This is a genomic window from Fodinibius sp. GM108 (assembly GCF_058386985.1).
Genome location: NZ_JBYEIR010000001.1, coordinates 307,345 through 319,983 on the forward strand (window position 1 = coordinate 307,345; position 12,639 = coordinate 319,983).

Sequence of the window (12,639 nt, forward strand, 5' to 3'; positions counted from 1 at the left end):
TCATCTCACTACTCACTACTATTATCAAAAGGAATCTCCAGCTGTTTAAAAAATCCTTTTTCGTTCAGGTTAAGATTAGACATAGTAATACCCAGAAGCCGTACTTTTCGGTCGCCGACTTCGGTTTCATCCAGGAGTGAAATAGCCGTATCAGAAATATCGTCAGGGTTGTCAATATAATGATCTAAAGAAATACTTCGGGTGATGGTCTCAAAATCATCATAACGTACCTTGAGGGTAACAGTTTTGCCGGCCGCACCTTTCTTTTCCATGCGATCTGCAACTTTGCCGGCAAGCTCGGACAGGAAATTATGGATCCAGTTTAGGTCGTCAATATCTTCAGTAAATGTCCGCTCTTTGCCAATCGATTTGGGGATACGATGCGTTTTTACCTGCCGCTTATCGATGCCGCGGACAATGTTGTAATAGTACCGGCCAGTCTTGCCGAACTCTTCAATCAGCTCAATTTCTGACCAGGCTTTCAGATCTTTGCCCGTGTGTATGCCCAGCGACTTCATCTTTGATTCCGTAGCGTCACCAACACCATGAAACTTTCCGATCTCCAGCTGTTCGAGAAATTCTTCGGCATCTTCGGGCACAATTACGGCCATCCCGTTAGGCTTATTAAGGTCGGATGCTACTTTTGCCAAAAACTTATTATGTGCTACGCCGGCTGAGGCAGTCAGCCTTGTTTTTTCTTTGATGAGCTGCCGTATCTTTTTCGCAATCAAGGTCGCCGATGGTAGGTTTAGGTGATTTTCGGTGACATCGAGATAAGCTTCATCAAGTGATAAGGGTTCGACTAAATCTGTAAACTGGAAAAATATCTCCCGTATTTGATTTGATACTTCACGATAGACTTCAAACCGCGGTTTGACAAATATAGCGTGCGGACACAAACGAATGGCTTTGGCTGCCGGCATGGCTGAATGTACGCCGAACTTTCGAACTTCATAGCTCGCTGCGGCCACTACCCCGCGACCTTCCGGCGATCCGCCCACGATAAGTGGTTTGCCGCGGTACTCGGGAAAATCCCGCTGCTCGACGGATGCATAAAAGGCATCCATGTCGATGTGTATTATTTTTCTGGTATCGGGATTATCCATGAACAGCGAAAGCTGTAACAGCTATATTTATTTTTTACAGATCTTAGTTAAAATATACAACAGAGATTTTGAAATCGTATAGAATCCGGTTCCAAAAGTGGATAAAAAAGTATATTTTTTGCCTCTGCCAATTCAAATTGAAAATAATATCGTTCGAATGGAAGCTTTAAGTGGTACTTTAGTATTTTGGTTCATATCTGTTGGGTTAGTAGTGGGAGCTCTAACAAAGGTTCTTGTTTGGAATAGAGGAGTGAAGCTGGTAACAAATCTTGTCGCCGGCGTACTTGGTGCAGTGGTCGTGGGGGCTATCAGTGTATATCTCGAGTTTCCCGGTAGCTTGATTTTTGCCTTGGTGGGAAGTATATCAATTCTGTTTATCCTGAATGTTTTTCATGCACAGGAGTCTGAACCCGCTCATTAAGAGTAGTAATTGCCCATGTTTTGTTGGAGATAAGTCGCACACCCATCTGTTGGTCTTACGTATAACAGTGAGATAAATTATCTGCTAAATTACTGTAAATATTAATGTTAGAAAAAGTGGCATCTTAATTCATTTTTTTTAAATTAAGCTTAGGGATTGTGATGAGATGTACGGGTTCCGGTTCTGGCCGGAACCCTTTTTTAATTTGGGGCTATTCCTTTTTGTAACTCTGGTGGCAGATGAGCGTGAAATAAAAGTTAGTTTTCCATCAAAATGCAAAGTAATGTCAGCGGAGAAAAGGCACAAAGATCTGGATTTCAGTGAACTGGTTGAGTTAAACAAAAAGTTTGATCGCCAGCTTGAAAGGTATACACGCAAAGGATCTGCAAAGAAACTCTCCCAGTCTGCTCCCAGTTGGAAAAGAACTATTGGCTGGTTGCTATTATTTGTCATAGCCTCGATAGTTCCATTCGTGGTGCTGGTTAGAACATCCGCTTATCTCTATCTAACATACCAACTTAGCGGGTGGTTTGCTCTCGCTATGGGAGTAGCCGCTACAATTCTACTACTTTTGGGTTACTACATGTTTGTGGCTTACCGATATCAGAAGCGGTTTCGAATCAACAAATATGTAACTCGAGGTATCATTTCCCTTGTGTTGGCTTATACCCTTTACGGGGCACTTTACTATTCGAGCTTACATACAAAAACCGATGAAATTAATTCTTATTATCGATCGCTGCATCCCATAATGAGGGTGGCGTTGACAACGATAACACTGGCCGACAGTGATTTAATAGTTACGGATATCCAGCGTGAGCCTGGAGATTATGCTCAAATGGGTCTGCCGGAGAATCCCGAATCGCTGCATTATATTCAATCAAATGGATATGTCCATGCGGTGGATTTACGAACGAGAGGCCGACCCGAATGGAAAAACTGGCTGATGAGCACGGCTTTTAAATTAACTGGATTAAAGACAATGCGGCATGTGGGAACAACAGACCACCTACATGTCTACCTGCCATTGAATGAATAATGGCTCTGTCTTACCTTTGAGATAAATAATATCAGATAATTGGGTAAACGAAATTTCTAAATAAGATATGATTAAACAGCTATGACAAAATCGGCTACTTATTCGCTATGGCTTGAGCCGAGCGGACAAATCGCATACAAACTTCAAGAGCGGATAAAGAATTTGAGCGAAAAATATGGTACTCCTCTGTTTTCACCTCATGTTACATTGTTGGGAGGAGTATCGGCCACCGAAACTAAAATGATTCCAATAACAAATACATTAGTTTCTTCTGTCGAACCTTTTGAGCTGGAGCTAACAAAGGCCGGCTATCTCGATACCTTTTACCAAGCTTTGTTCATCCATGTTAAAGAAACTAACCAACTGAAGTCATTAAGAAACAATGCCTGTAGGTTGTTTGATATCGAGAATGAAGAGTATATGCCGCATCTAAGTTTGTTGTACGGTAACCTTAGTCAAAAACAGAAAGAAAAAATCTTGAACAACATTGGGCGTGAGTTTTACATACGGTTTCCGGTTGAAAAAATTGTACTAATGCAAACAGATGGTACTCCCGATAAGTGGCGCAAAGTACATGCCGCTATGTTTTAGAGTTGCATGATATTTTTACAAGTCTCTGTGGAAATGTTCAAATGACTACTGGTAAGTACGAGATGCTATAATTAGATTTTATCAATTCTCCTGCCTCGGCAACACCTGTTTGTCATCCGATTTTGAAGGCAATCGGGAGAGCGAAAGTCTGTGATTTAAGGCTGGAGTCGAAGAATATCACTGAGTTAGCTCGCAGCTACGTAACAAGTCTATCCTTTAGATCCTACTTGAGGCGGTTCTAGGAGATCCCTCGGCTATGGTTGGGATGACATGCCTTTTTTTGATTCCAGCTGCCTTCATACAGCTTCTGCTTTTCTTTTCGGTTTTTTTCAAGGCTGGGCAAAGCGGCAACTAGTGCTAAGTAGCCCGGCACACGTCGCAGACTTATGGCAGAAAAGGATAAGAAATCATAGCAAACATCCCCTCGTACTGCAAAAAACCTTTCTGTTTTATTCTTTAGATCTTTTCCATTCGAAGTGCGATACCTGCCCGTACTACCCAGGTTGTCATCCCGATCCCGATACTTTGGGAGAGGGATCTCAAGTGTATCAAAAAAGCAAGCTATGTTAGATGATCGAAAGCTCCATCAACGGCTGAGATCCCTCGTTTCTTCTATCCTCGGGATGACAACGCTTTTTATTATTTTTGATTCTCAGCTGTCTTCAGACAGCTTCTGCTTTTGTTCGTAGCCCGGTTTTTTCAAGGCGGGCTGCGGTTTGCCACAAAGCTGAGTATTTCAGGGCAGGCGCGATGATATAATGTTATAAGGTGATTTTGAATAGTCCCCCTAGATAAAAATTGTTGACACTCTGTAATAATATTACGATTGTCATTTATCATCAATTTAGAAATGTGTGAAAGGCTGCTCTTTCACGAAAAGAAATGATACATTCATGTCTGATTATCAATTTTTCGACCAGGTAAATAAGGCCTTCGATTCAGCTGCTAAATATTCTCAATATAATCAAGGGCTGTTAGACCAGATAAAAATTTGCAATAATATTTATCATGTTACCTTTCCGCTCGAGCGCGATGACGGTTCTATTGAGGTGATTCATGGATGGCGTGTGGAGCACAGTCATCACAAACTGCCTACCAAGGGCGGTATTCGTTTTAGTATGATGGTGAACGAAGACGAAACAATGGCCCTGGCAGCTCTCATGACCTATAAATGTGCTGTTGTTGATGTTCCTTTTGGAGGAGCAAAAGGCGGTATTAAAATTGATAAATCCAATTACTCGGAACGAGAGCTGGAACGAATTACCCGCAGATATACCTATGAACTCATCAAAAAAGAGTTTTTGGGACCGGGTTCTGATGTTCCTGCTCCGGATTATGGAACGGGCGCCAAAGAGATGGGCTGGATCATGGATACCTATCGGCAGTTGAAATCTGATCTGAATGCGGAGGGTTGTGTAACCGGTAAACCAATACCTCAGGGCGGTATTAGGGGGCGGACCGAAGCCACCGGGCGCGGAGTCTATTTTGGGATCCGCGAGGCATGTCGGAATAAAGAAGACATGAAGGATCTTGGTATGGAGCCCGGTCTCGAGGGTAAGACATTTGTTGTACAGGGACTGGGGAATGTTGGATATCACACTGCCAAATATATGACCGAAGCCGGCGCAAAAATGGTTGGCGTGGCCGAGATTGAAGGATCAATTTATGACCCAGACGGCATGGATTTGGAAAAGCTGATGGAATACCGCAAAGAAAATGATACCATCCTCGGCTTTGGAAATTCTGAAAGCCTCGAAAGTAATACCTCGGTTCTAGAGGCCGAATGCGATATATTGATTCCGGCCGCACTTGAAAATCAGATTACCGAAAAAAATGCACCAAATATTAAGGCCAGAATTATAGGTGAGGCTGCAAACGGACCCACAACTTCTGAGGCTCATAACATTTTAAAAGAGAAAGGAGCCCTGATCATTCCTGATAATTATCTGAATGCCGGAGGCGTAACGGTCTCCTATTTTGAATGGCTAAAAAATTTGTCGCATGTCCGATTTGGACGGATGGAAAAACGATCTGAGGAGACAAGCTATCGCAAAATTTTAAAGACGATAGAAAATATCTCTGACCGCACATTTACGGAACAAGAGATGGGAAACCTGGCCCAGGGCGCTGGCGAATACGAGCTGGTAGATTCTGGTCTGGAAGAGACGATGATTAATGCCTATAACGAGCTTAATGAGCTGCGCAAAAAGCACGATATTGATCTCCGTACCGCTGCTTTTTTGAGTGCGACAAACAAAATCGGCATTATGTACGAGCAGATGGGTATTTTCCCATGATAGCGACTAAGAATTGAGGGATCAGATGTTTTCTTTCTATACGATAATGTTTGTTGTGCCGGTACTGATTATTGCTCTGGCAATTGCACTTTCCTATCGGATAAAATTCCGCGACAATGGATGAAACGCAAGTCATCTCTATTGCCGTCGATGAATATGCAGTAGGTGCATTTATAGGTTACCTACTTCTACTCGTTGGGATTGGAGTCTATTCTACGCGTTTTTCTTCGAAAGGCATCAGTGAGTTTTTTATTGGCGGACGTGAGATTAATCGTTTCGTTGTTGCCCTTTCAGCCGTAGTTTCAGGGCGCAGTGCCTGGCTGCTGGTAGGTGTCACCGGAATGGCCTATTCGCAAGGGGCCTCGGCCGTATGGGCTGTGATGGGTTACATCATCGTGGAGCTTTTCTTGTTCCTCTATTACGCCCGCCGGCTCCGAAACTATTCAGAAGCCTATAATTGTATAACCGTACCCGATTTTTTTGCCGAACGTTTTAACGACAAAAATGGATACCTGAGAATAGCTCTTGTCATTGTATTCCTAATATTCATGGTGGGCTACGTCTCAGCCCAGTTTGTTGCAGGTGGAAAAACTTTTGCCTCCAGCTTTGGATTGACTCAAACCAACGGCATTATCATCACTGCAATCATTATTATGGCTTATACCGTTGTTGGGGGATTTTGGGCCGTCAGCCTTACCGATATGTTCCAGGCTATCTTTATGATTTTTGCGCTGGTTGTGTTGCCATTTATTGCAATTTGGAACGCTGGAGGCCTGCCGGAGGTGCTTGGACAACTCAGTGCTGCGGAGGCAGGTTTTGTGGATCCTCTTGCCATCGGTTTCGGCGGGCTGTTAGGCTTCATAGGAATTGGTCTCGGTTCGCCGGGGAATCCCCATATCCTTTCTCGATACATGTCGATCGACGATCCAAAGCAGCTGCGCTGGTCGGCAGTGATAGGTACTATTTGGAATGTAGTTATGGGCTGGGGCGCGATTTTTATCGGGCTGGCAGGACGAATATATTTTCCCGAAGCGGACCTCCTGCCTGCCAGTGATACAGAAAACCTGTACCCGGCACTGGCACAGCAGCATCTGCATCCTGTGATATTCGGAGTGGTTGTAGCCTCTATCTTTGCGGCCATTATGTCGACGGCTGATTCTCAGCTGTTGGTGGCAGCATCGGCGGTGGTGCGCGATGTCTATGATCGAATCATAAAGAAAGGACAAGAGATCCCACAAAAAACGCTGGTACTCTACAGCCGAATTATTGTTGTACTGTTGGTGGTCATAGCACTGCTATTTAGCCTGGTAGCGCAGGAGCTTGTGTTTTGGCTGGTCCTTTTTGCATGGGCGGGATTGGGGGCCGCTATCGGACCGACTTCAATTCTGGCACTGTATTGGAAAGGTACCACCCGAAAGGGTGTTTTTGCTGGTCTCATTACAGGTACGGTAGTAACTATTGTATGGTACTATATCCCGGTTCTGAAGGATAATCTATATGAGCTTATTCCTGCATTTATATTGAGTTTGCTGGCAACCTGGTTGGTCAGCCGATTTACGAAAAAGCCTGAAAATATTGAAGAGGCGTTTATTGAATTTAAGAAGTAGACGGCGTTTATAATTAGATGTCACCCTGAATTTAGATCCCGTTACGAAGTCTGCCTGCGCGTAGCCGATTAAAAATAAGGCAGTCCATTTAGAAAAGCTTCGGCGAAGGCGGGCTCCTGCTTCGTAACGAAAAATGCTCTGGGATAAGCATTCCCAGGCAAGAGCTTGGGAATGAGATGAAAAAGAATCGTCTATGTGTCATGCTAAACCCTGTCCTGAACTTGATTGAGGATCTCTTCAGCATCTATAAGCATTGTGCTTTAAAAAAGCTTTTAAAGCAACCTTTGCAACAGGCCCTGAAATAAATTCAAATTAACCAGAAACCAATCTCTCCTCAACGTCTTTTCGACCGTAGCGGAGAAATCTATCATGGCAAGTGGCTTATTTCCAGCCAATTTAGATCCCTCTGTTCCGCCTCCCGATGGCCGGCTACAATCGGGATGACGTCATTAGGTAAAACCGCTGTCTTCATCACGAGCACATTTCGATGGCACTCTTAATATCTGGGGAAAAGGAGGATGATGTTAAATAAATCAAAAAAGAAAATATGGGTGGGATTTAAATATCCTTGCCATTGCATTTCTTTCCCTTAACCTATAGTATCTGTTAACATGATTTATCATCAAATTCTTACATGTGCAAAATATACTGACGAATAATAACAAAGAGGCATGGGAGGCGGGAGATCACCATCAGGCGTATGAGCATATGGGTGCTCATCTTACCGAGAATGGAGCTTATTTTTCTGTTTGGGCTCCTAACGCCCACAGCGTCAGTGTGGTCGGGGAATTTAACAAGTGGGATGGGCGCGAAAATCCCATGGAGAAAGATGATTCTACGGGCATTTGGACTGCATTTGTTCCGGGTATTAAGCAATGGACGCTATATAAATATGAGCTTAAAACAGCCGAAGACGCACCTCCTTTTTTGAAATCAGATCCCTATGCTTATGCTATGGAGGTACGCCCCAAAACAGCCTCGTTGGTTTATGACCTGGATGGATTTGAATGGGATGATGAAGAATGGATGCAAGACCGGAGCGAACGACAGTCATTTCGAAAACCGATATCTATCTATGAGGTGCATCTGGCTTCTTGGAAAAGAAAAGGTGAGCAGAACAATGAGTATTTGAGCTATCGGGAGTTGGCTCACGAGCTTGTTCCCTATGTGAAAAACTGTGGCTTCACACATATCGAACTTATGCCTATTGCAGAACATCCCTATGATCCTTCCTGGGGATACCAGGTGACGGGATATTTTGCTCCAACCAGTCGTTTCGGAGAGCCCAAGGATTTTATGTATTTCGTAAATGAATGCCATAAGCAGGGAATTGGGGTTATTATGGATTGGGTGCCCGGCCACTTCCCTAAAGATGAGCAGGGTCTGCAGATGTTCGATAGCACGCCCCTATACGAGTATCAGGATCCTAAAAAACGGGAGCAAAAGGATTGGGGAACATATATTTTTGATTACGGTAAGGCAGGTGTCCGCAATTTTTTGCTATCCAATGCTCTGTATTGGTGCGATAAATATCATATCGATGGGTTGAGGGTTGATGCCGTGGCCTCGATGCTATATCTGGATTATTCCAAGGAGGAAGGCGAATGGACCCCAAACAAATATGGTGGCAATGAACACCTTGAGGCTATTCAGTTTTTGAAGGATTTCAATAAAATTATCCACAGGGAATTTCCCGGCACCCTGACCTTTGCCGAAGAATCAACTTCGTGGCCGGGTGTTACAATGCCTGTTCATCATGGTGGATTGGGATTTGATTATAAATGGAATATGGGCTGGATGAACGATACACTGCAGTATATGAAGAGAAGCCCCCAGGAACGGAAGTATGATCCCAATAAGATTACCTTTCCGATGATGTATAATTATTCGGAGAATTTTGTACTTCCGCTATCTCACGATGAGGTTGTTCATTTGAAAAAACCACTGGTATGGAAAAGTACGGGTAATGAAAAGGAGCAGTTTGCCAACCTGCGCGTATTGTTTTCTTATATGTATACCCATCCTGGAAAAAAACTGCTTTTTATGGGTGGCGAATTTGCAGAAACCAGCGAGTGGGCGGAAGATCGGGCATTACATTGGCATTTATTAGACCATGATCGGCATCAGGGAGTTAAACGGTTAATGGATGATTTAAATGCCTTGTATACACGTGAGAAATCTTTATTTGAACAGGATCAAGAGTCCGATGGATTTGAATGGATCGAAGTGGGTCAGCGGACATCATCATTTTTCGCTTTTTTGCGGAAAGCACAAAATCCCTCTGATCACTTGCTTTGTGTGTTTAACTTTTCCGGCCAAAGAATAGGTGAATATTATTTAGGTCCGTTTGAAGGCGTGCAGTATCGGCTTATTTTTAACAGTGATTCCAAATATTATGGCGGTGGTAATTATGGCGGGCATGGCCGACATGACGGGAAGCAGCATATTTGGATAGCCCCCTATTCTGCTTTGATCTTAAAACCAAAAACAAATTAAACAATTGGTAGTTTCAGGCGTTATTGTCCTGAGTGCTTTCTCAAATAAGATTGCTTAAAACTTTATTAACAGGCTTCATTTTAGTATCTTTGTCCGTTTAAATTGTCAAACTTAGAATCCCTCAATGGCTTTTAAACTAAATCATCTTCCCAAGCGTACCGAAAAACCTCGTGAAAAAGGAATGACACTTGTCTTGGATAAAGGTCTTAACGTCCGGCAAGTTGAAGATTTTTGCAAATCCTGTTCTAATCATATAGACATTGTAAAACTTGGCTGGGGTACCAGTTATGTAACGCAAAATCTGGAAGAGAAATTAGCAGTATATTCTAACGCTGACATACCTGTATATTTTGGGGGAACACTTTTCGAGGCGTATGTACTGCGTGATCAGCTTGACTCATACATGAAGTTGCTCGATCGATTTGATATAGAGCATGCCGAAGTTTCGAATGGAACAATTTGGCTTTCCGATCAGCGGAAAGTTGAAATTATCCAGAAGATGAGTAAGCATTTCACAATCTTATCAGAAATCGGGAGTAAAAATCCGAACGATATTATTCCGCCGTATAAATGGGTAAAGATGATTGAACGCGAGCTTGATGCTGGTGCCTGGAAAATCATTTGTGAAGCCCGGGAAAGTGGAACGGTTGGCGTTTTCAGACCAAACGGCGAAGTGCGGTCTGGTCTTATTGATGAAATAGCAGATCAGGTACCTGTTGAAAACTTGATTTTCGAAGCTCCTCAAAAAGAACAACAAGTCTGGTTTATCCGAAAATTTGGAAGTAACGTAAATTTGGGTAACGTACAGCCTTCAGAAGTAATTCCTGTCGAGACCTTGCGTCTGGGATTACGAAGTGATACACTTTTTGATTTCTATTCTCTTGATGATGAAGAAATGGACCAGCTCTATCTAGGTCAGGAAAACAGCGAATCTGACGAATAAATTATTTAAATAAACAACGAATTCATTAGCCATTAACTATGAAAGTTTTATATGCCGCTGCTGAGATATCTCCTTTTGCCAGAATGACGCACACCGCTGATCTGTTGCGGTTTTTGCCGGCTTCCCTACAAGACAAAGGATATGAGATTCGTATTCTGCTTCCTAAATACGGTACTATTAATGATCGCAGAAACCGGCTTCATGAGGTTATTCGACTGTCAGGGATTGAAGTTGAGGTAGGTGACAAGATCGAAAGCATGCGCATAAAAGTGGCAAGTATACCTAATGCAAAGCTGCAGGTCTATTTTCTGGATAATGATACCTACTTTGAACGAAAGGCTATGTTCATGAATCCGGATACCAATGAGCATTATGATGATAATGATGAGCGGATAGTGTTTTATAGCAAGGGCGTGCTTGAAACAGTAGCCAAGCTGGGATGGGAGCCGGATATTATTCACTGCCACGACTGGCCGGCCGGGCTTATTCCTTTATTGGTAAAAGAGAAATATAATGATCTGGATCTGTTTAAGGACACAAAAGTTATTTACAATATTCATCATCCGGAAAACAACGGCATTTTCAATAAAAAACTGTTGGATCTGGTTGGGTTGCCAGATTCTTTTGATCGGGGCAATCTTATTGAGGGGGAGAACGTTGACTTACGTACAATTGGCTTAAAATATAGCGATCATGTGGTAACAGGTAACCATATCACTAATCAGTTAGATGATTTATTTGATACTCTAGAGATTACTCCGAAAAAAATACAGGGATCGCCTGAGGCAGTCTCTGATCAGTTCGCTAGTTATTATGATGAGATTGCAGGAACCGAAGAAGAAAACGAAGAATCCTAATAAATTTTTAGCAGCATTTGGTTGCAGAACGTAATGTACAAACCCTTTCGAAATCCACGCTTAATCTTTGCGATTGTTATATGCAGTATTTTTTTGGGATTAAATGGTTGCGAAAACCCGGGATCTGTAGGTTCCGGATTGGAAGGTCCGGATGCTGATGTTATAACCGATACTATTTTTGTCGAAGGTATTCAGACCATTGAACCCCTTACATATTCTGGAGACCTGTCGTTCTTCTCGGCCGGCCATTATAACGATCCGCTATTCGGGGATATGGAAGCTACTTCTTTCTTAAAACCCAGCTTGCCTTCCGGTGATAATGATATGAAGACCGATTCTAAAATGATCCTGCGAATTTTGCTTGACGATGATCAAATATATGGAAATGAATCAGCGCCCCAGGAGTTTGGAATTTATGAAGTCGATGAGCTGTGGCGCGGTCGGGCTTTGAGAATTTATGATAAAATCCAGATAAAAAAAGAAGATGGAGAGATTGAATCCAAACTCAAAGGGTTTACAGTAGAAAATGAAGACTCTTTGGATATAGAGCTGCCTTCAGGTTGGGTGACTAAGTATCGTCAATTTACGAATAATGAAAATAATGCTGACTCGTTATACAGATATAATTTTCATGGATTGGCTATAGTTCCTGAAAATGACAGCAAAATTATCCCAATACGCCGCGACTCAACTCGCTTTATAGTGCAAAATCCCGAAGCTGATACTTTTGATGTTGCATTAAACCAATCAGGATATGTTTTGGAGCGTGATCAAAATTCTGATATCCCAGAAGGTTCTGCCCCATTTTATAGTACGTATGAAAGTGTGATAAACTTTAACAACCTGGGAATTGCTGATCTTGATATCCAAGCTTCTGCTTTTTCCAGAGCCGAACTGGTTTTCCACCAGAACAATGCGGCCATGGAACAAAGTCTGCAGTCGGAGCCTACAAATGTTCGACGTCCTCAGGAATCCACAGTATATTTGCACTTTGTAGATTCAGCAGCAGTTCCCGACAATATTGATCCTGTGGGTGAGGTCGACAATGTTAACAGAATTGAAGGGACATACTCTGCCAGCGACGGTACTTATCGATTTAATATTACAAATCTGGCGGATCGAATTATCCAGGCCGGAATTCCCGAAGGTCGTCAGTTTTTTATGACCTCACCTAACAACGGCGTGATAAAATCAGGTCTTATTTACACCGATTCTGACCAGGTGCCAAAGGATAAGCGACCACAAATTATAATCACATCATTAAAAAACAATAATAAGTAGC

The 12,639-nt window shown here is 42.7% G+C and carries 10 protein-coding genes; 9 read left to right on the plus strand and 1 reads right to left on the minus strand.

What is annotated here, in order from left to right; translation table 11 throughout:
• Nucleotides 1-8: 8 nt before the first annotated feature.
• Nucleotides 9-1,106 (minus strand): DNA polymerase IV, encoded by a 1,098-nt coding sequence (gene dinB / locus ACT3ID_RS01475; RefSeq protein ID WP_491540199.1) that lies wholly within the window; start codon nucleotides 1,104-1,106, stop codon nucleotides 9-11.
• A 97-nt stretch (nucleotides 1,107-1,203) separates the two neighbouring features.
• Between dinB and ACT3ID_RS01480 the strand changes: the two genes are divergently transcribed.
• The 9 genes from ACT3ID_RS01480 (at nucleotide 1,204) to ACT3ID_RS01520 (ending at nucleotide 12,638) form a co-directional block, all read left to right on the plus strand.
• Nucleotides 1,204-1,527, plus strand: a complete 324-nt coding sequence (locus ACT3ID_RS01480) for a hypothetical protein (protein ID WP_491540200.1) — start codon at nucleotides 1,204-1,206, stop codon at nucleotides 1,525-1,527.
• Nucleotides 1,528-1,810: 283 nt separating this feature from the next.
• A complete protein-coding gene (locus tag ACT3ID_RS01485) occupies nucleotides 1,811-2,566 on the plus strand; it encodes a hypothetical protein (RefSeq protein ID WP_491540201.1) in 756 nt (251 codons plus the stop codon).
• Between the two features lie 81 nt (nucleotides 2,567-2,647).
• Nucleotides 2,648-3,157, plus strand: coding sequence for a 2'-5' RNA ligase family protein (locus tag ACT3ID_RS01490; RefSeq protein ID WP_491540202.1), 510 nt, complete (start codon nucleotides 2,648-2,650; stop codon nucleotides 3,155-3,157).
• 893 nt (nucleotides 3,158-4,050) lie between these two features.
• Nucleotides 4,051-5,454, plus strand: coding sequence for a Glu/Leu/Phe/Val family dehydrogenase (locus ACT3ID_RS01495; protein ID WP_491540203.1), 1,404 nt, complete (start codon nucleotides 4,051-4,053; stop codon nucleotides 5,452-5,454).
• A gap of 116 nt (nucleotides 5,455-5,570) precedes the next feature.
• Nucleotides 5,571-7,061 carry a sodium/proline symporter gene (locus ACT3ID_RS01500; RefSeq protein WP_491540204.1) on the plus strand — a complete coding sequence of 497 codons (1,491 nt, stop codon included), beginning with the start codon at nucleotides 5,571-5,573 and terminating at the stop codon, nucleotides 7,059-7,061.
• Nucleotides 7,062-7,697: 636 nt separating this feature from the next.
• The gene (glgB, locus tag ACT3ID_RS01505) at nucleotides 7,698-9,557 is read left to right on the plus strand and encodes a 1,4-alpha-glucan branching protein GlgB (protein ID WP_491540205.1); all 1,860 of its coding nucleotides are present in this window, start codon (nucleotides 7,698-7,700) and stop codon (nucleotides 9,555-9,557) included.
• A gap of 124 nt (nucleotides 9,558-9,681) precedes the next feature.
• Complete coding sequence (locus tag ACT3ID_RS01510; protein WP_491540206.1) at nucleotides 9,682-10,500, plus strand: phosphosulfolactate synthase; 819 nt, start codon at nucleotides 9,682-9,684, stop codon at nucleotides 10,498-10,500.
• Nucleotides 10,501-10,538: 38 nt separating this feature from the next.
• Nucleotides 10,539-11,357, plus strand: coding sequence for a glycogen/starch synthase (locus tag ACT3ID_RS01515; protein ID WP_491540207.1), 819 nt, complete (start codon nucleotides 10,539-10,541; stop codon nucleotides 11,355-11,357).
• A gap of 93 nt (nucleotides 11,358-11,450) precedes the next feature.
• The gene (locus tag ACT3ID_RS01520) at nucleotides 11,451-12,638 is read left to right on the plus strand and encodes a hypothetical protein (protein WP_491540208.1); all 1,188 of its coding nucleotides are present in this window, start codon (nucleotides 11,451-11,453) and stop codon (nucleotides 12,636-12,638) included.
• The last annotated feature ends 1 nt before the right edge of the window (nucleotide 12,639 follow it).

Excerpts from the sequence above, each read along its gene's own strand:
- dinB (WP_491540199.1), bottom strand. The coding sequence starts at position 1,106 with ATGGATAATCCCGATACCAGAAAAATAATACACATCGACATGGATGCC.
- ACT3ID_RS01485 (WP_491540201.1), top strand. The coding sequence starts at position 1,811 with ATGTCAGCGGAGAAAAGGCACAAAGATCTGGATTTCAGTGAACTGGTT.
- ACT3ID_RS01490 (WP_491540202.1), top strand. The coding sequence starts at position 2,648 with ATGACAAAATCGGCTACTTATTCGCTATGGCTTGAGCCGAGCGGACAA.
- ACT3ID_RS01495 (WP_491540203.1), top strand. The coding sequence starts at position 4,051 with ATGTCTGATTATCAATTTTTCGACCAGGTAAATAAGGCCTTCGATTCA.
- ACT3ID_RS01500 (WP_491540204.1), top strand. The coding sequence starts at position 5,571 with ATGGATGAAACGCAAGTCATCTCTATTGCCGTCGATGAATATGCAGTA.
- ACT3ID_RS01510 (WP_491540206.1), top strand. The coding sequence starts at position 9,682 with ATGGCTTTTAAACTAAATCATCTTCCCAAGCGTACCGAAAAACCTCGT.
- ACT3ID_RS01515 (WP_491540207.1), top strand. The coding sequence starts at position 10,539 with ATGAAAGTTTTATATGCCGCTGCTGAGATATCTCCTTTTGCCAGAATG.